Origin of the sequence: Deinococcus sp. HSC-46F16 (genome assembly GCF_024171495.1) — a bacterium.
Classification (GTDB): domain Bacteria; phylum Deinococcota; class Deinococci; order Deinococcales; family Deinococcaceae; genus Deinococcus.
This window is the reverse complement of the sequence record NZ_JALJZW010000001.1, coordinates 952,119-969,625: the sequence shown is the minus strand read 5'-3', so window position 1 is coordinate 969,625 and position 17,507 is coordinate 952,119. Positions and strand designations below refer to the sequence as shown.

Genomic DNA, 17,507 nt, shown 5'->3' with positions numbered 1-17,507 from the left:
GACTTCTTCCGGCCGGGCGGATATGGTCTGCTGACCCCATGACAACATCTCTGGCCGACCTCTACCTCTCCGACGTGCGGGCGCGGATGCGGGGCGTCAAGGCGCTGGGCGACGGGGCGCTGGCCCAACTCCGGCCCGGCGAGTGGCACACGGCGCTCTCGGAAGGGGGCAATTCCGCCGCTGTCCTCGTGCAGCACCTCGCGGGCAACATGCATTCGCGTTGGGGTGGCCTGCGCGGGGGGTACGCGCCGGGCATGGAAGGGGAGACGCCGGGCCGCAACCGCGACGCCGAGTTCGGGGAGGGTGACCAGGCGGCCGACGAGCTGCGGGCGGTGTGGGAGGAGGGCTGGACCGTCTTTCTGGACGCGCTGGACCACCTGCGGCCCGCCGACCTGACGGGCACGCTGACCATCCGGGGCGAACCGCACACGGTGCTGGAGGCGATTCAGCGGCAGGTGGCCCATTACAGCGGACACGTCTATCAGCTCGTGTTGCTGGTCAAAACCCTCCGGGGCGCGGAGTGGCAGACCCTCAGCATTCCGCGCGGCGGGTCGGCGGCGTACAACGCGCGGCTGGAGGCCGAAAACCGCTGAGCCCTAGCGGTTGCTCTTGCGAAAGAGCCCGCCCTGACCCGCCGCCGCGTCCCGCACCGCTTCCTCCATCAGCGTGACGATTTGCGACACGGGCAGGGTGAAAAAGCCCGCCTCGCCGCGGGCGTGCGCGGCCCGCCAGGTGTCGTACCCGCCGCCATCGTCGGCCGCGACGCCTTCCTCCAGCAGTTTGGTCACGCTCTGGCGCACCTCGGCCTCGCGGATGGGCAGGTGGCCGATGGAGGTGGTCAGGCCGCTCTCGGTCAGGGGGCTGGGAATCCGCAGGCCCTGAAGCTGGACGTGTAGCAGGGCCTCGCCGTCCACCGCCTCGCGGCGCAGGACGATCAGGGTGGAGCCTTCCTCGCCGGGGCGGGTGCGGTAGGCCCAGCGCTGGCCGGGGGCAAAGGTCGGAGCGGGGTCGGTCATGACCCCAGGCTAGCCGACGCCCCCGCACTCCTACCACCGGGGCGCTAGCCTCCCCCCATGAGTGGCGACGGCCTGCCCGAACGGTTCGACGTGATCGTCCACCCCGCCCATGAGCTGCGCGGCGAGGTGCGGGCGCAACCCAGCAAGAACTACACGACCCGGTATCTGCTCGCGGCGGCGTTGGCCGGGGGGGAGACGCGGGTGGTGGGAGCCGCCACCAGCGAGGACGCGGAGGCGCTGCTGGCCTGCCTGCGCGACTGGGGCGCGGGGGCCGAGCGGGTCGGGGAGGATGTGGTGGTGCGCGGTTTTGGGGCACACCCACGGCCCGGCGTGACCCTTAACCCCGGCAACGCGGGCGCGGTGGCCCGCTTCCTGATGGGGGTGGCGGCGCTGACCACGGGCACCACCTTCGTCACCGACCACCCCGACTCGCTGGGACGGCGGCCCCAGGGCGACTTGCTCGCGGCACTGGAGCGGCTGGGGGCACGGGTGACGAGCGCGGGCGGACGCCTCCCGGTCACGATTTCCGGCCCGGTGCGCGGCGGCGCGGTGGAGGTGGGCGCCGAACGCTCCAGCCAGTACGCCTCGGCGCTGATGTTCCTGGGACCGCTCCTGCTGCAAGGATTGGACCTGCACCTCACAGGTGAGATCAAGAGCCACGCTCCCCTGCGGCAGACGCTGGACACGCTGGCGGCCTTCGGGATTCAGGCGACGGCCTCGGGCGACCTGCGCCGCATCTCCATTCCCGGTGGTCAGGCGTACCGGGCGGGCCGTGTCCTCGTGCCGGGAGACTATCCGGGCAGCGCAGCCCTCCTCGCCGCTGCGGCCGTGCTGCCGGGCGAGGTGACGGTCACGAATCTGCGCGAGCGTGACCTTCAGGGCGAGCGCGAGGCTTTGGCCGTGCTGCGCGACATGGGGGCAGAGGTCGTGCGCGAGGGCGACCGGGTGACCGTGCGCGGTGGGCAGCCCCTGCGGGCGGTGACCCGTGACGGCGACGGCTTCACCGATGCGGTGCAGGCGCTGACCGCGGCCGCTGCCTTTGCCGACGGCACGACCACTTGGGAGAACGTGGCGACCCTGCGCCTCAAGGAATGCGACCGCATCAGCGATACCCGCCGCGAGCTGGAGCGGCTGGGATTGACGGCCAGCGAAACGGGGGAGAGCCTTAGCGTGACGGGCGCGGGGCGAATTGCCGGGGGCCTCACCGCCGACGGGCACGGCGACCACCGCATGATCATGCTCCTGACCGTGCTGGGATTGAAAGCCGACGCGCCCATTCGTATCACTGGGGCGCACCATATTCGCAAGAGCTACCCGGCCTTCTTCCGGCATCTGGAGGAGCTGGGGGCACGCTTCGGGTACGTGGAGGCCACACGGGATTGACCGCCGTCACGGTCAGGCCTCACGGCCCCGTGGTCTTCTGCCTCTATGCGGAAACGACTGTTGATGGCGGGGATGCTGGCTCTGGCGGGCGTGGCGGGAGCGCAGGCCCCCACCCTCAAGGCCCCGGACGGCTTCAAGGTCACCATGTACGCCGACGGGTTTCAGCAGCCGCGCTTCATGGCGGTGGCTCCGAACGGCGACGTGTTGCTCTCCGACTCGCGGGCGGGAACGGTCGTGGTGCTGCCCGACCGCGACCGCAATGGGCGCTCGGACCGCCAGATCGTCTTCGCGTCGGGGCTGAACCGGCCGCATGGGCTGGCCTTCCATGGCGGCTTCCTGTACGTGGCGAACACCGACGGCGTGGTGCGCTTCCGGTACGCGAACGGACAGACGAAGGCGAGTGGGGCCGCGCAGCGCGTCGTCTCGCTGCCTCCCAACGGCGGCCACTGGACGCGCACGGTGGCGTTCGGTCCCGACGGGCGGATGTACGTGTCGGTCGGCTCCAACTGCAATGTCTGCGAGGAAACCGACGCCCGCCGCGCCGCCGTCTGGGTCTACGACGCCGATGGCAAGAACGGCAAGCCCTACGCGACGGGCCTGCGCAACGCGGTCGGCCTGGAGTGGTTTGGCGGCACCCTCCATGCGACCAACAACGGCCGGGACATGCTGGGCGACGACCTCCCGCCCGAGGGCTTCTACAAGCTCAGGGCAGGCGGCTTCTACGGCTGGCCCTACTGCTACACGGTGAAGGCGGGGCAGGCCCAGGTCTGGGACAAGGACTTCGGGCAAAAGAGCGCCGCCGTCTGCAAGTCGGCGACCCCCGCCTTCGCCCTGACGACCGCGCACTCCGCGCCGTTGGGCCTGGCCTTCTACACGGGCAAGACTTTCCCCAGCACCTACCGGGGCCAGATGTTCGCCGCGCTGCACGGCTCGTGGAACCGCAGCGAGAAAAGCGGGTATAAGGTCGTTACCGTGAACCCCCAGACCGGGCAGGTCCGCGATTTCCTGACGGGTTTCCTGCGGGGCGCAGAGGTGCTGGGCCGCCCGGTGGACCCGGTGGTGGCGCGGGACGGGGCGCTGCTGGTCACCGACGATGGCGAGGGGCGGGTCTGGCGGGTTCAGTACACCGGAAAGTGAAGCCATCTTCACGCGTGCTCATTTCTTCCACATCACCCGGCCGGGGGGCGGTAGGCTGAGGGGAGCCGGGCGGCGTTGCCGTCTGGTTACCCCTTGCCGCCCCTGGAGGCCCCATGACGATGAACCGTCCCCTTTCTTCCGGCGAACGCGCCCTGATCTTTTTCGGCAACCTGTGTATCACCCCCCTGCTGGGCCTGATCCTGTACCTGGTGTGGAAGGACCAGTCCCCGCTCAAGGCGCAGCAGACCTGCACCCTCACGTTGATCTCGCTGGCCGTATGGCTCGTGCTGTATGGGGCGCTGTTCGTGCTGGGCGTGCTGGGCAGCCTCGTGGGGAGCAGCTAGGTTTCACCCATGCTGCTGGCCTGCCACGGGATTCCCGAGCGTTGCCTGCGGGTGCGCGGGCGGCGGATGCGCATCTGTGCCCGCTGCACCGGCATCTACCTGGGCTATCTGGCGCTGCTGGGCTTCGCGTGGCAGTTCTGGCAAGAGGGCATGCTGCCCCAGCCGCTCCCCATGTTGCTGCTGCACCTGCCCCTGCTCGCCGACGGACTGACCCAGGCGGCGGGCTGGCGGCCGAGCACCAATGCCCTGCGGCTGCTCACCGGGGTGCTGGCGGGGGTGGGACAGGTCGGCTTGCTGGCCTGGGCCGCGCTGAGCAGCGGACGGTGGTTCGCCGAGGTGATCCTGGGGTGACATGTTTGCTGGGCAGAAGTTGCGCTCAGCCCACCCCTCCGTACGTACACTGACCCATGACCACCACCCTCCCGGCCGCGCCCGCACCCGCCGCGCCCACCCGCGCGACTCCGGCGCAGAACCTCGTCACGCTGGGGCTGGGATGGTGGCTGACCACGGGCATCTTCGTGGACGGCTGGGCGCACAACCGCTACGGCGAGAGCCTGGAAACCTTCTTCACGCCCTGGCACGCGCTGTTCTATTCGGGCTTTCTGGCGGTGGCGGCGTGGGTGCTGTGGCTGGGGTATCGGGGCTGGCGGTCCGGGCGGCGGGGCCTCGCGGCCTTTCCCGAGGGGTACGCCCTGGCCGCACTGGGGGTACCGATCTTCGGGCTGGGCGGGCTGGGCGACATGACCTGGCACACCGTCTTCGGCATCGAGGTCGGCATTGAGGCGCTGCTCTCGCCCACGCACCTGCTGCTGTTCGCGGGAGCGATGTGCATCCTGGCGGCCCCGCTGGTGAGCAGTTGGCGGGTGCCCACGCCCCGCGCGGCCCCGGCGGGGGTGGTGTGGCCCGCCGTGCTGTCGGCCACGGCGCTGCTGAGCTTCACGTCCTTTATGCACATGTACCTGTGGGGCCTGCTCGCCGCCCCGCAGGGCCTCGGGTACGTGCAGACGCGCGGCGAGCTGAGCAGCATCCTCCTCACCGCGCTGATTCTGGCTGCGCCCCCCCTCCTGCTGCTGCGGCGCTTCCGGCTGCCCTTCGGGGCCATAACCCTCATGTACGGGCTGAATACCCTGCTGATGACCCTGATGCTGGTGCCCGGCGAGTGGCGCGTGCCCCTGCTGATGCTCGCCGCCGGGCTGGTGGCCGACGCGCTCTTCCTCCTGCTGAACCCGTCCCCGGCGCGGCCCTGGGCGCTGCGGGCCTTCGCCTTCGGGCTGCCGCTGGCCGTGTGGGTGCCGTACCTGGGTGGGCTGACCTTGCTGGGCCTGACCAACCTCAGCCTGGAGCTGTGGCTGGGCGTCGCGGTGATGGCGGGCCTGGGCGGCGTGGGCCTGAGTGCCCTGGTGGTGCCCCCGCCCGTGCCCGCCGAAGCGGGCGGCTGATAGCCTTCCCCCATGACCCCCCGCACGCCCGAGGAAGTCCGGGCCTTTTTCGACGCCCACCGCACCGTTCGCCAGTACGTCACCAGGGAGGACGGCTCGCCCCTCCCCATGCCGGAGGAACATCTGGACGTGCTCCTGCACGCCGCCCAGCGTGCTCCCACCGACGCGACGGCGCAGCTTTACTCCTTCGTGCGCCTCGTCTCGCCGGAGGTGCGGGCGCGGGTGGCCGAACTGACCACGAACGCCCACGTTCAGACCGCGTCAGAGGCCTTCGTAATCTGTCTCGACGTGCGGCGGGTGGGCCAATTCCTGCGGGTCGCCGGGCACGAGGTCGGGCATTGGCCCGCCATCGGGGTCCATTTCGGCATCGGGGACGCGGTGATGGCCGGGCAGAACCTGCTCACCGCCGCCGAACTGCTGGGCTATCAGGGCTGCTGGATCGGCGGGGTGATGAATGGGCTGGAAGGGCTGCTGGACGTGCTGGCGCTGCCCCAGGGAGTGCTGCCCTTCGCCGCCCTCACGGTGGGCCTCCCCGCCGAGACGCCGCCCCAGCGCCCGCGCGTGCCCCGGTCCCTCGTCGTTCACGAGGACCGCTACCGGGACGGCACCGACGAGGAATTGCGCGGCGGTGCCGAGGTCATGAATCCCATCGCCGCGCGGGGCGGTCAGCCCGGCGACTGGGCACGGCTGCTGCGGGCGTACTGGGCGCCGGGCGGCGGGATGGAGAAGCGTGAGCCTCACCTCGTCGCGGCGCTGAAGCGGCAGGGGCTGTGGGCAGGGGAAGAGGAAGGGGCGACCCGGCCCACCGCCGAGGCCGCGCCCGCCCGCGAGGGGTGACGGACTGAAAGGTGGGTGGCCTGGAGCTGGCCGCCAGCCTGACTCTGGGACGGGCGCTGGCGGGGTTGTTGTTGACCCCCCTCCCCGGGATGCAGTGCGCCCCTCCGGGTGTGTCGTCCCCCGGTCGGTGCAGGGAACCGGGGCCGGGACGGTGGGGCAGCGTCGGCCCGGCAGGAATGAACACTTGCCCACCTCCCCCCGAATCCGCCGCCGGGCAGGGGGGGGTAGCGTGGGCGGATTCATGACCCCGGCCCCCTCCTCGACCTCTGGCCCCCTGGGGCACCTCCTCGCCTTCGTGCAGCGGCACTGGCGCACGCTATTGCTGCTGTTTTTCGGGCTGCTGGTGCCGCTGCTGATCTTCGTCTCCATCGCGGAGGACGTGTTCAACAAGGAGCCTTTCGCCTTCGAGCGGCCGCTGATGCTGGCGCTGCACGCAGGGCAATCGCCCCTGCTGGACCGGGTGGCCGCCACCTTCTCTCTGCTAGGCAGTGCGCGGGGCATGGTGCCGATCACGCTGGTGCTGGTGTTCCTGTTCTACCGGCTGCGCCACCGCCTGGGCTACTTCCTGGCGATCAGCCTGGGGGGGGTGGCGCTGATCAACGTGCTGCTGAAAAACGTCTTCGACCGGCCCCGGCCTGCCTTCTGGACCCCGATCCTGCCCGAACCCGACTACTCCTTTCCCAGCGGACACGCGATGTTCGCCTCGGCGTTGGCGACCTCGCTGGTGGTGCTGCTGTGGCCGACGCGCTGGCGGGTTCCGACGTTGATTCTGGGGGTGCTGTACGTCCTCGGCATGATGTGGTCGCGCGTCTATATCGGGGTTCATTACCCGACGGACGTGCTGGGGGGGGCGCTCTTTTCGCTGGCGTGGGTGGTCGCGCTGACGCGGGCGCTGCGAATTCATCCGGCCTTTCCGGTGAACTCCCGTGAGGGGTGAGGGGCGGCCCGTCCCAGCCCCGCCTCCGCTCAGCCCTGCGGGTGCGCCAGCGTCTCGCCGACGCCGAGGCCGTGGCGGTAGACGAGCTGCCCGCCCAGAAAGCCGCCCAGCCCGGCCAGTCCCAGCGCCGCGCCCGACAGGGCCTTGCCCAGCCGCCGCTTGTGCCGCTTGCGGGCCAGCAGCGAGGCCACGTTGAGGAGGAAAGCGGCCTCGTTCACCGTGCCGTGAATCAAGCCGGTGCGCCTCGCCTCGCCGCGCGTGTTGGCCCAGTCGGTCCACCCGGCGGCAATGGCCGCCACCGAACCCACCGTGCCCAGCAGCAGCGCCCGGTCGGCGGCGGCCTCGTTCTCCGGCGAGCCTCCCGGCAGGAAGTCCAGCAGTCCCGCCACGATCCACCCTCCCAGCGGTAAGTGAATCAGGATGGGGTGGAGGGGATGGCCCAGCGGCTGGCCGTGCAGGGTCGCTTCGACGGAGTCGGGCAGGGCGTCCAGCAGCTCGCGCACCTTGGGCTGCAACGTGTCGGCGAGGGCTTCCAGCCGGTCATGCTGGCTGAGGGTGTCCTCGAAGCGGTCGTTGATCTGCGAGTCCATAGGCGAAACCTCCGTTCCCCCGATTGTGTCCCCTGCGGCGGGGGACGCGGGGGAGGGTTAAGCGAGGCTCTGTGCCTGATTCGCCTTGGGCCGCACGGGAGCTGGGTGCTACCTTCGCCCCCATGCCCCGCCCCGCGCCCCTCGCCGCCGCCACGCGTCTGCCCACGCTGGGGCGGTACGGCCTGCTGGTCTTCGGCCTGGCCCTCTACGGCCTCGCCCTGCGGCTGATGCTGGACGCGCGGGTGGGGGTGGCCCCGTGGGAAGCCTTTCACCTCGGCGTGACCTACCACCTGCCTCTAACGCTGGGCACGGTGAGCATCCTGACGGGAGTGCTGATCGTGGCGTTTACGGCGCTCTATCTGCGCGAGCGGATCGGGCCGGGGACCGTGCTGAACGTGCTGCTGATCGGACTTTTTTTGGATCTGCTCGCCCCATTGGTGCCCGACCCCTCCGGTTTCCTGGCCTGCTGGGGGCAGTTCGGCCTCGGCGTCGGCCTGCTGGGGCTGGCAACGGGCACCTACGTGGCGGCGGGCCTGGGGGCCGGGCCGCGCGACGGGCTGGTGCTGGGCCTCAGCCGCCGCACGGGGTGGGACGTGGCGCGGGTGCGCGGGGGGATTGAGCTGGTCGTACTGGCGCTGGGCTGGCTCCTCGGCGGGCTGGTGGGTTGGGGCACCCTCGCCTTCGCGCTGGCGAGCGGCCCGGCGATGCGGGCGGGGCTGGGGCTGTACGGGCTGGAGCGAAGTCCTAAGCCTTCCGCAGGAGCGGCTACACATCCGGTGGGCAAAGTCCCTTAACGTCAAAGGGTCACGTCCCACCCCGGAGGTTGCCCTATGAGCGATTCGAGTTCCAAGTCCGACGCCCCCGCCCGGCCCCTGAACCGCCGCGACACCCTGCGTCTGCTGGGCGCGGCGGGTCTGGTCACGGCCGCCGCCCCGCTGGTCCAGGCCCAGACTGCGCCCGCTCAGCCGCAGACCACCCAGGCCCCCGCCGGACCCCTCAATGGCAACGGCTTCTACCGCCAGCGCATCGGCGACATGACCGCCACGGTGGTGAGCGACGGCACCGCCCCCCTCGCCGCCGTGCTGCCGACCTGGGGGGCCAACCCGGACCGGCAGGCCGAGTTCGCCGCGACCCTGGCCGAGTACTCTGTCCCTGCCACGAACACGGTCAACCACTTCAACCCGGTCGTGCTGGAGGTCGGCGGGCGGCGGGTGCTGATCGACACCGGGCGCGGCGGAACGGGTGGGCAACTGGTCGCCAACCTGGGGCGGGCCGGACTCGACCCGGCGAGCATCGACACTGTGTTCATCACCCACGGGCACGGGGACCATATCGGTGGCCTGACCACGAACGGGCAACCCACCTTTCCCGGCGCCCGGCACGTCATGGGCGCGGCCGAGTTCCAGTTCTGGACCACCCAGGCCAACCCCAACGCGGCGGTGCAGGCCAACCTGATCGGCCTGCGCGACCGCTTCACGCTGATTCAGCCCGGCGCCGAGATCGTCCCTGGCGTCACGGCCGTCGCCACGCCGGGCCACACCCTGGGGCACCTCAGCGTGCGGGCCGGGAGCGGCAACGCGGGCCTGATGGTCTTCGGGGACGCGGCGGGGCACTTCCTGCTCTCGCTGCGGCACCGGGGGGCCTATATCGGCTTCGACACCGACGGCCCGCTCGCCGCCCGCACCCGCCAGCGCATCTTTAACGAGGCGGTGGAGGAAGGGCTGTGGGTCACGGGCTACCATTTCCCCTTCCACGCCATCGGGCACCTGCGGCGTCAGGGCCTCCGGCTGCTCGGCAGCTACGAGTACGAACCGGCCGTGTGGCAGTGGAGCTGAGAGAGGGCGCCTGACAGACCCCTCACCCCCTCGCTGCGCGAGGCCCCTCTCCCTCTGGGAGAGGGGTCTTTTCTGCCTCCCTTCGCGTGGGGAGTTCGCAGAGCTGCTTGCAGAAGAGGGTGGCAGGCGTAGCTCGCCCGCCATTTAACCCCGGTCCCCTGACCCTCGGGCCATGCTGGGGCTTTTTGCCGCTGACGGCGGAGGGCTGACCGCTCTACCCTCGTCCCATGACCGCACCCCTCTCCCTCGCCGAGGGCGGCTCTCTCTACGACCGCATCGGGCCGGAGGCGCTCGCCTCGCTGGTGCGGCGCTTTTACACCCACGTCGCCCGCGACCCCGACCTCGCGCCGATCTTTCCCGACGACCTGACGCACACGGCGGAAAAGCAGTTCGCCTTCCTGTCGGGCTTTCTGGGCGGGCCGCCCCTCTACCACCAGCGCTACGGGCACCCCCGGCTGCGGGCGCGGCACCTCCCCTTCGAGATCACGCCCACGCGGGGCCGGGCGTGGCTGGCCTGCATGAACGCGGCCCTGCGCGAGACGCCCGAGATCGGGGAGGCCGAGGCGCGGGAGCTGTACGCGGCGCTCGCGCGGGTGGCCGTGCATATGGTCAACGCGCCGGACACGTCCGCCCCGAATTGACTAGCAGGGTCACGGACGGCCCAGGGGTCCCCCCCCTACACTGGCCGCATGACCTCTCCCCAGCGCAGCATTGACGACCTCCGCGCGGAGGTGGACGCGATCAACCGGGATCTCCTGACCCTCCTCTCCCGCCGGGGCGAGGTGGTCGCGCAGATCGGGCGGGCCAAGTCCGCCGAGGGCCGCCCGCAGCACTACGACCCCGCCCGCGAGGAGCAGCAACTGCGCGAGCTCGAGCGCCTCAACCCCGGCCCCTTCTCGCACGCGGCGGTCAAGGCGATCTTCAAGGAGATTTTCAAGGCCAGCCTCGACCTCGAGGAGAGCAACGACAAGAAGCAACTGCTGGTCTCGCGCAAGGTGCAGCCTGCCGACACGGTGCTCGACATCGACGGGGTGCGGATCGGCGGGGACGCGCCCCCGGTCATCATCGCCGGGCCGTGCTCCATCGAGTCGGCGGGGCAGATGGAGGAGACGGCTGCGTTCCTGGCGGGCCGGGGCGTCCGGATTCTGCGCGGCGGCGCGTACAAACCGCGCACGAGTCCCTACGGCTTTCAGGGCATGGGGGTGGACGGCCTCCTCATCGGCGGGCAGGTCGCCCGCGAACACGGGATGCTGTTCGTGACCGAGGTGATGGACACCCGCGACGTGGAGGTCGTGGCCGAACACGCCGACATCCTCCAGATCGGTGCCCGGAACATGCACAACTTTGCCCTGCTGCGCGAGGTGGGCCGCGCCCGCCGCCCGGTGCTGCTCAAGCGCGGCCTCGCGGCCACCGTCGAGGAATGGCTGTACGCCGCCGAGTACATCCTCTCGGAGGGCAACCCCGAAGTGATCCTCTGCGAGCGCGGTATCCGCACCTTCGAAAAGTGGACGCGCAACACGCTGGACCTCTCGGCGGTGGCCCTCGCCAAGCAGGAGACGCACCTGCCCGTGATCGTGGACGTGACCCACGCTGCCGGACGCCGCGACCTGCTGATCCCGCTGGCCAAGGCGGCCCTGGCCGTCGGCGCTGACGGCATCCACGTCGAGGTCCACCCCAGTCCCGCCACGGCGCTCTCGGACAACGAGCAGCAGCTCGACTTCGCCGGGTACGAGCGTTTCGCGGCGGCGCTGGCCCCGATGCTGGCGGCGCCGACGCTGGTTTAGCCTTCCGCCCCCCGGACCTCTGCCCGCCCCGCCTCCCCAGTGAGGCGGGCGAGCAGTTCGGCGCCCTCGCCCAGCGGGAAAGTGTGGACCTCCTGCACCTCGCCGCGTTCCTCACGGGTCAGGCTCAAGACCTCCACCCCGAAGGACGCGACCGGGGGCTTGAGGGGCTGCACCTCCGCCCAGATCAGGTCCTCGACGCGCGGCAGGATGCCCAGGCCCAGCGTGAGGTGCGGGGTGTATCCCTCGCCGTCGTGGGGGGCGCGGGTGGACGGTCCCACGCCGAGGGCGCGGGCGTGCAGGTTGGAGAGCTGGGGCGTCCGCATGCACTCCAGAAAGACCAGGTGCGGCAGCCGCTTCCAGCCGCGCACCGGCACCTCGAAGGGCGCGGTACCCCGCAGCGCCTCCCGAAAGGCTGCGACGAGTTCCCCCGGCGTGAGGTGGGTCTGAAAGGGCGCCCGCAGGTTCAGGTGCGGTGCTCCGAAGCCGCGCACGCCCAGCCGCTCCTGGGTGCGCCGCAGCCAGGTGTCGAGCGCCTCGGGCGGCCACGCGACGAGGCTGTAGAGGGGTTGGCCGGTGGCCCGGTCGGGAGCAGTCACAGTCAGGGTCCGATCCGGTAGCGGCACTGGCCCTGCCCGCAGGCGATGCGCGTCTCGCGGGTGACGGGCACGCCCAGCACGTCTGTGAAGAGCCGCAGCTCACTGTGACACAGTTCCGGGAACCGCCGCGCCACCGTCAGGTTGGGGCAGTTGCGCTCCGCGATCAGCCACTCGCCCGCCCGCGCTCCGGGTTCGGCCACCGCGTCGAAGCCCAGCTCGGTCAGCCACGCGGCAAAGCGGGCGATTCGCTCCTCGGGCGGCAATTCGGCGGGAAGCGCGGCCTGCACCTGCGCCGTGAGTTCCGCGCTGCGGGCGCCCAGCACCTGCGTCACCGCCTCGTCGCCGTAGAGCGCCTGGAGGTGCCGCAGCACGTCCACGCACAGCGCCGAGTAGGTCTTGGGAAAGGTCGCCTCGCCCCGGTCGGTGAGCACGAAGACGTGCTGGGGCCGCCCCCTCCCGCCGGGCCGCTCGGTGCGGGCCTCGATCAGCCCCTGCTCCTGAAGGTCGAGCAGGTGCCGCCGCGCCCCCGGCACGCTGATGCCGAGGTTCGCCGCGAGGTCCTGCACCGTCTGCGGCCCGGCGCGTTTGAGCCGCTCCAGCAGGCGGGGTTTGGTGCGCTCCGGGGCGGGCGCGGGCGTGGGCTGGGGGGCCAGGGCCGTCACCTCAGACCACCGGGAGCTGGTCGGGGAGATGCGAGAGGGCCTGCACGCTGACCCGCCCCGCGAGCGCACGCGCCACCCCGGTCAGGGCCTGCGCCGCCGCCGAGTCGGGGTGCGCCAGCACGGCGGGAGCGCCCGCGTCGGCGTCCTTGCGCACTTCGAGGTCGAGCGGCACTTCGCCCAGCAGCGGCAGGCCGCCCAGCTTCTGCGCTCCGCCGCGTCCGAAGATGTCGTAGGTCAGCCCAGTGTCGGGCGCCACGAAGTAACTCATGTTCTCGATCACCCCCAGCACGGGCACGCTGGCCTTGCGGAACATGTCCACCGCCCGCGCCGCGTCAATCAGGGCCACGTCCTGCGGGGTGGTCACGATCACGGCGCCCGTCACCTGAATGGTCTGGGTCAGGCTGAGCTGCACGTCGCCCGTGCCCGGCGGCAGGTCCACGATCAGGTAGTCGAGTTCGCCCCAGGCCGCGTCCTTGAGAAACTGCTGGATGGCCGAGTGCAGCATCGGCCCGCGCCACACGAGCGCCTGCCCCGCGGGGGAGAGGTTCGCCATGCTCAGGAACCGCAGGCCGTGCGCTTCGAGGGGCTGCATCTTGCGCTCGGCGTTGGCGGTCACGCGCTCCTGGGTGCGGCCCAGCATGTGCGCCACGCTGGGGCCGTACACGTCGGCGTCGAGCAGGCCCACCCGCGCCCCGTCCTGGGCGAGGGCCGCCGCGAGGTTGACCGCCACGCTGCTCTTGCCCACGCCGCCCTTGCCGCTGCCCACCAGCAGCACGTGCTTGACGCCCGGCAACGCGGGCTGCCCCCCGGTGCGGACCATCGCGCCGAAGGTCACGACCACATCCTGAATGCCCGGTACCCCGAGCACGGCCGAGCGCACGTCGCCCTCGATCTGGCCCTTGAGCGGGCAGGCGGGCGTGGTCAGGTTGACCTTGACCTGCGCCACCCCGCCCTCGACCTCCGCCCGCTCGATCATGCCCAGCGACACGAGGTCGCGGTGCAGTTCCGGGTCATTCACGGTCTTCAGGGCAGCCCACAAGGCGTCACGCATATCCCGCCATTAGTAGCGCGGCGGGGGAGGGGGCGGCAAGCTCGGGGGTCACAGTGGGGCAGGGGTCACGGTGGGAAGAAGGAGTGGGCGCCGACGTTGGGAGCGTCGGTGGAGTGATCTGGGAGGTGATTTGCCACCCATCCGCCCACGGTCCTCTTCCCGCTCCCCCGGGGCGCGTGCTACACTCCCGGAGTTTGCCTCCCAGGGGGCGAGTTGTCGCGCACGCACGGCAGGCCGCAGGGGACCTGCGCCCCAGGCCGCCCGCCGCGAGTAAGGAGTAAGACCATGAAGCGTACCTACCAGCCGAATGTCCGCAAGCGGGCCAAGACCCACGGCTTCCGTGCCCGCATGAAGACCAAGGCGGGCCGCAACATCCTGGCCCGTCGCCGCGCCAAGGGCCGTCACCGCCTGACCGTCAGCGACGAGTAAGGCCCCGGCCCCGCCAGGAGCAGGCCATCGTCCAGACTGAACCTTCCAGCGCCACCCCGGAGCGGCCCCGCCGCCCGGTGGCGCTGATCTCATTGACCGGCGACCGCGAGTTCCGGCGGGTCCGGCAGCACGGCGCGGTGGTGCGCGACCGCCTGTTCACCCTGCGTGTCACCGATTACCGCCCCCGCTACGGTGAGGTGTGGCGGCCCCGCGCCACCATTGGGATTGTGGTGCCGAAAAAGACCCTCAGCCGCGCGGTGGACCGCAACCGTGCCCGCCGCCGGGTGCGCGAGGCGTTGCGGACCCTGCCGGGCGGCCTGCCCCCCTGCCGGGCGATCCTGCTGCCCAACCCGGCCGTCCTGAGAGTGCCCTTCCCTGAGCTGCAGGCGGCGCTGGCGCGGGCCTTTGCGGGCACGTCGGGCAAGGGCAAACAGGGCAAGCGCGGCGGCCGGGGCGGGAACTCTGCCCCCTCCCCCCGCGTACCCGGCCCCGTGACCCCCCCTGCTCCGACCCCCGCCGAGGAAGGCCAACCGTGAGCGCGGCCTCCCGCGCCCTGCTGCGGCTCGTGCGCTGGTACCAGCGCGACCTCTCGCCGCGCAAGCCCGCCCCGACCTGCCGCTTTACCCCGAGCTGCTCGCAGTACGCGGCCGAGGCGGTCGAGCGGCACGGCGCCCTGAAGGGCAGTTGGCTGGCGACCTGGCGCGTCGTGCGCTGCAATCCGCTGGTGCCCGGCGGCTTCGACCCGGTGCCGGAGGAGTGGCCGCGCCGCCACCCCTCTTCCGCCCGCCCTTCCCCCTCCCGCCGCCCTCCCTCCAGAAAGTCACCCTGATGAAGACCCGAACCCTGCTTCCCCTGACGGCCCTGGGGGCGCTGCTGCTGCTCACCGGCTGCGGCACCACCGGCCCCCTCCCCACCTTCGGCAAGGCGATCACGCCCGAGTGGATCGTGGCCGACTTCGACGGCCAGCCCGGCGACGAGTTCATCGCCACCAGCAACCTCAGTGACGTGGTGTTCAACGCGCGGGGCGAGGTGATCGGCTGGTACGTCAAGAGCTACGCGGGAACGCCCTTTATCAAGCAGCGTGCCGACGGGACCTACGATTTCACCGCCCTGCGCGAGCAGCGCGGCATCGTGAACATGGTGGGCAGCCGCAAGGCCCTGGCCCTGGAGGGGGAGGGCCTCGACCCCGCCGCGCCTGCCGAGGCCAGTGCTCCCCGGCTGACCCAGAACCTCGCGCAAAACCGCCAGGACGCCGTGTTCCGGTATACCCAGAACGGCGTGGCCGTGACCAAGACCGTCACCCTGCACCCGCGCAACTACCTCGTGGACGTGCGCACCCAGATCGAGAACGGCCCGGAAACGTACTCCATGCTGTTCCCCGGCCTGGGCAAGGCCGACAACCCCCGCGTGCAGGCGGTGCCGGTGGGCGGGCAGCCCGCCGCCGTGCAGGGCAGCGGCACCCTGACGGTCGAGAACATCCTGTACGCCGCCCTTCAGGAAAATCCCAGCCAGGTCGCCCATGCCCTGATCGTGCGGCCCCAGGGCGAGACGCGGGCCGACGCCGCCCTGACCGGGGGCGAGCAGGGCCTGATCCGGGTGGGCCTGACGGGGAACAGCAACCTGGAGGTCTACGGCGGGCGCAACGAGCTCATTCACCTCTACCAGAGCGGCTACAGCCAGCTTCCGGGTCTGTTCGAGCCCAACTTCTTCGGGCGCATCAGCCTGCTGATCGTGAAGCTGATGGAATGGCTCTACAGCTTCGTGGGCAACTGGGGCCTCGTTCTCGTGCTGCTCACGGTGCTGCTGCGGCTGATCATGTGGCCGCTGATGCAGGCGCAGGGCCGCACCACCGCCCGGATGCAGGTCATGCAGCCCAAGATCAAGGAGATTCAGGAGAAGTACAAGGATCGCCGTGATCCCGACTCGCAGCGGGCCATGCAGACCGAGATGGCGCAGCTTTACCGCGACTACAACTTCAACCCGGCGGGCTGCTTCTCGACCTTCCTGCCCTTTCCGGTGCTGATCGCGCTGTGGTCCACCATCCGCAACTTCGAGTTCGACAGCGGCTTCCTGTGGCTGCCGGACCTCGCCATTCCGGACCCCTTCTATATCTTGGCGCTGATCTACCTCATCGTGAACATCGGCCAGCTCTACGTGATGACCCGCAAGAGCCCCGACATGTTCCGGCAGCAGGCCTTTATCTACATCATCTTCCTGTATTTCGCCCTGACCTTCCCGGCGGGCGTGACGATCTACATCATCCTGTCCACCCTGATCGGGATCGTTCAGCAGGTCATCATCAACAAGCAGGTCGAGCGCGAAACGGCCTCCCTGGGCCAGACGGTGCAAAAGGCCCCGCCCCGCGCCGCGGGCAAGACCGTCAAGACCATCGAAGCGCCGAAGAAGTAAGCGGAGAGAGGATGGCCGCCCTGCCGGGAAGGTGGGGCGGCTTCTTTTGATAGGCGGGAGGGCGAACGATTCCTATCGCTGCTCGAGCCGTCCCCAATCTCGCAGCGCCCGGAGCGCCTCCCACGTCCGCACGCTGCGCCACTCGGTCTCGGCCTGGGGCCAGGCGTCCGGGAAGGTGCCGCTCCAGTCCCAGGTCGGCCCCCACGAACCGTCCTCGCGCGAGGAGGTCAGGAGGTGCCCGAGCGCCGCCGCGAGGGGGTCTTCCAGCACAGGGGCGAGGGGAGCGGCGGGGATCGGGGCCACATGCAGGGGGTCGAGCCCGTATCCCGCGAGGGCTTCGGGCGTGGCGGCCACCCGGTCCGGCAGCACGTCACGCAGGTACTCCAGCACAGGCTGGCGGTGGTCCTCGGGGACCTCGGGGGTCTGGGCGAAGAGCGCGGCGACCCCGTGCCCGTTCACGTCCCCCGGCTCCAGCCCGGCGAGGACAGCGTCACGCGTTTCCAGGGTGAGCTGGGCGAGGAAGCCTTCCGGCAGCAACTCCGGCCAGCGCCACAGCCGCGCCACGATGCCCGCGCGGGGATTGACCCGGAACTGCCCGAAGGTGGCCGCCAACGCTTCGGGGTCCGCCTGACTCCACCAGGGGGCGTGCGGGTGCGCCTCCGCTTCCGGGGGCAGGAAGGGCCACACCGACCCGCCGAGCGTGACGTGGAGGTGGTCGCGCAACCATTCCACGGCGCCCGCCAGCAGCTCATCTGAGGGGGACACGTTCAGGTCGTGCAGCACCTCCAGCGCCGTGGCGGTCGCCAGCACGCTGCTCTCCGGCGCCCGCACGTCCGGCTCCAGCGCCCGCCCGAAGCCGCCGTCGGGGTTGCGGTAGGTCCGCAAGGCCTGCAGCACGTCGGCTGCATTTCCCCCCTCGAAGGCGTGGCGAAAGCGGGCCACTTCCAACGGCCTGCCCCGCTCCAGCAGGAAGGCGCGGGCACGGGCGAAGGCTTCCGGCGTGAGGCGGGCGGTGGGTGTGGGGGACATGGGGCAGGGTAACACCCCGCCGTCCCCCC

Annotated in this window: 22 protein-coding genes; 16 read left to right on the top strand and 6 right to left on the bottom strand. The window is 71.0% G+C overall.

Features of this window, described 5'->3' with window-relative positions; all coding sequences use genetic code 11:
- Positions 1-38: 38 nt before the first annotated feature.
- Positions 39-593, top strand: coding sequence for a DUF1572 family protein (locus L1280_RS04850; RefSeq protein ID WP_253580957.1), 555 nt, complete (start codon positions 39-41; stop codon positions 591-593).
- Between the two features lie 3 nt (positions 594-596).
- Here the strand turns inward: L1280_RS04850 and L1280_RS04845 are convergent, their stop codons facing one another.
- Positions 597-1,016 carry a hypothetical protein gene (locus L1280_RS04845; protein ID WP_253580956.1) on the bottom strand — a complete coding sequence of 140 codons (420 nt, stop codon included), beginning with the start codon at positions 1,014-1,016 and terminating at the stop codon, positions 597-599.
- A 57-nt stretch (positions 1,017-1,073) separates the two neighbouring features.
- Between L1280_RS04845 and aroA the strand changes: the two genes are divergently transcribed.
- From aroA to L1280_RS04810, 7 genes are all read left to right on the top strand, one after another.
- The gene (gene aroA / locus L1280_RS04840) at positions 1,074-2,399 is read left to right on the top strand and encodes a 3-phosphoshikimate 1-carboxyvinyltransferase (protein ID WP_253580955.1); all 1,326 of its coding nucleotides are present in this window, start codon (positions 1,074-1,076) and stop codon (positions 2,397-2,399) included.
- Between the two features lie 45 nt (positions 2,400-2,444).
- On the top strand, positions 2,445-3,536 hold the full coding sequence (locus L1280_RS04835; RefSeq protein ID WP_253580954.1) for a sorbosone dehydrogenase family protein: 1,092 nt from the start codon (positions 2,445-2,447) through the stop codon (positions 3,534-3,536).
- Positions 3,537-3,649: 113 nt separating this feature from the next.
- Positions 3,650-3,880, top strand: a complete 231-nt coding sequence (locus L1280_RS04830; protein ID WP_253580953.1) for a hypothetical protein — start codon at positions 3,650-3,652, stop codon at positions 3,878-3,880.
- A gap of 9 nt (positions 3,881-3,889) precedes the next feature.
- Positions 3,890-4,231 carry a DUF2085 domain-containing protein gene (locus tag L1280_RS04825; protein ID WP_253580952.1) on the top strand — a complete coding sequence of 114 codons (342 nt, stop codon included), beginning with the start codon at positions 3,890-3,892 and terminating at the stop codon, positions 4,229-4,231.
- Between the two features lie 56 nt (positions 4,232-4,287).
- A complete protein-coding gene (locus L1280_RS04820) occupies positions 4,288-5,319 on the top strand; it encodes a hypothetical protein (protein WP_253580951.1) in 1,032 nt (343 codons plus the stop codon).
- A gap of 12 nt (positions 5,320-5,331) precedes the next feature.
- Complete coding sequence (locus tag L1280_RS04815; RefSeq protein ID WP_253580949.1) at positions 5,332-6,156, top strand: nitroreductase family protein; 825 nt, start codon at positions 5,332-5,334, stop codon at positions 6,154-6,156.
- Between the two features lie 241 nt (positions 6,157-6,397).
- Positions 6,398-7,093, top strand: a complete 696-nt coding sequence (locus tag L1280_RS04810; protein WP_253580948.1) for a phosphatase PAP2 family protein — start codon at positions 6,398-6,400, stop codon at positions 7,091-7,093.
- Positions 7,094-7,122: 29 nt separating this feature from the next.
- Here L1280_RS04810 and L1280_RS04805 read toward each other — a convergent pair whose 3' ends face one another.
- A complete protein-coding gene (locus L1280_RS04805) occupies positions 7,123-7,683 on the bottom strand; it encodes a DUF2231 domain-containing protein (RefSeq protein WP_253580947.1) in 561 nt (186 codons plus the stop codon).
- A gap of 122 nt (positions 7,684-7,805) precedes the next feature.
- Between L1280_RS04805 and L1280_RS04800 the strand changes: the two genes are divergently transcribed.
- From L1280_RS04800 to L1280_RS04785, 4 genes are all read left to right on the top strand, one after another.
- The gene (locus L1280_RS04800; protein ID WP_253580946.1) at positions 7,806-8,477 is read left to right on the top strand and encodes a YitT family protein; all 672 of its coding nucleotides are present in this window, start codon (positions 7,806-7,808) and stop codon (positions 8,475-8,477) included.
- A gap of 36 nt (positions 8,478-8,513) precedes the next feature.
- Positions 8,514-9,518 carry an MBL fold metallo-hydrolase gene (locus L1280_RS04795; protein ID WP_253580945.1) on the top strand — a complete coding sequence of 335 codons (1,005 nt, stop codon included), beginning with the start codon at positions 8,514-8,516 and terminating at the stop codon, positions 9,516-9,518.
- A 227-nt stretch (positions 9,519-9,745) separates the two neighbouring features.
- Positions 9,746-10,159: a globin gene (locus L1280_RS04790; RefSeq protein ID WP_253580944.1), complete on the top strand. Its 414-nt coding sequence runs from the start codon at positions 9,746-9,748 to the stop codon at positions 10,157-10,159.
- Between the two features lie 48 nt (positions 10,160-10,207).
- The gene (locus L1280_RS04785; RefSeq protein ID WP_253580942.1) at positions 10,208-11,302 is read left to right on the top strand and encodes a bifunctional 3-deoxy-7-phosphoheptulonate synthase/chorismate mutase; all 1,095 of its coding nucleotides are present in this window, start codon (positions 10,208-10,210) and stop codon (positions 11,300-11,302) included.
- On the opposite strand, the gene L1280_RS04780 is transcribed toward L1280_RS04785, so the two are convergent.
- Genes L1280_RS04780 through L1280_RS04770 form a run of 3 tightly spaced genes read right to left on the bottom strand, consistent with a single transcriptional unit; the run spans position 11,299 to position 13,611 of the window.
- Positions 11,299-11,898: a 2'-5' RNA ligase family protein gene (locus L1280_RS04780; RefSeq protein WP_253580941.1), complete on the bottom strand. Its 600-nt coding sequence runs from the start codon at positions 11,896-11,898 to the stop codon at positions 11,299-11,301. The two genes, L1280_RS04785 and L1280_RS04780, sit on opposite strands and share 4 nt — an antisense overlap.
- Positions 11,899-11,900: 2 nt before the next feature.
- Positions 11,901-12,560 carry an ArsR family transcriptional regulator gene (locus L1280_RS04775; RefSeq protein WP_253580940.1) on the bottom strand — a complete coding sequence of 220 codons (660 nt, stop codon included), beginning with the start codon at positions 12,558-12,560 and terminating at the stop codon, positions 11,901-11,903.
- Between the two features lies 1 nt (position 12,561).
- Positions 12,562-13,611: an Mrp/NBP35 family ATP-binding protein gene (locus tag L1280_RS04770; protein WP_253580938.1), complete on the bottom strand. Its 1,050-nt coding sequence runs from the start codon at positions 13,609-13,611 to the stop codon at positions 12,562-12,564.
- Between the two features lie 285 nt (positions 13,612-13,896).
- Here L1280_RS04770 and rpmH point away from each other — a divergent pair, with 285 nt between their 5' ends.
- From rpmH to L1280_RS04750, 4 genes are all read left to right on the top strand, one after another.
- On the top strand, positions 13,897-14,040 hold the full coding sequence (gene rpmH / locus L1280_RS04765) for a 50S ribosomal protein L34 (protein ID WP_027459398.1): 144 nt from the start codon (positions 13,897-13,899) through the stop codon (positions 14,038-14,040).
- A gap of 92 nt (positions 14,041-14,132) precedes the next feature.
- Positions 14,133-14,576, top strand: coding sequence for a ribonuclease P protein component (gene rnpA, locus L1280_RS04760; protein WP_253581081.1), 444 nt, complete (start codon positions 14,133-14,135; stop codon positions 14,574-14,576).
- Complete coding sequence (yidD, locus tag L1280_RS04755) at positions 14,573-14,869, top strand: membrane protein insertion efficiency factor YidD (RefSeq protein ID WP_253580937.1); 297 nt, start codon at positions 14,573-14,575, stop codon at positions 14,867-14,869. The genes rnpA and yidD overlap by 4 nt, the downstream gene beginning before the upstream one ends.
- Positions 14,869-16,449, top strand: a complete 1,581-nt coding sequence (locus L1280_RS04750; protein ID WP_253580936.1) for a YidC/Oxa1 family insertase periplasmic-domain containing protein — start codon at positions 14,869-14,871, stop codon at positions 16,447-16,449. The genes yidD and L1280_RS04750 overlap by 1 nt, the downstream gene beginning before the upstream one ends.
- A gap of 72 nt (positions 16,450-16,521) precedes the next feature.
- Here the strand turns inward: L1280_RS04750 and L1280_RS04745 are convergent, their stop codons facing one another.
- Positions 16,522-17,478 (bottom strand): hypothetical protein, encoded by a 957-nt coding sequence (locus L1280_RS04745; protein ID WP_253580935.1) that lies wholly within the window; start codon positions 17,476-17,478, stop codon positions 16,522-16,524.
- Positions 17,479-17,507 lie beyond the last annotated feature (29 nt).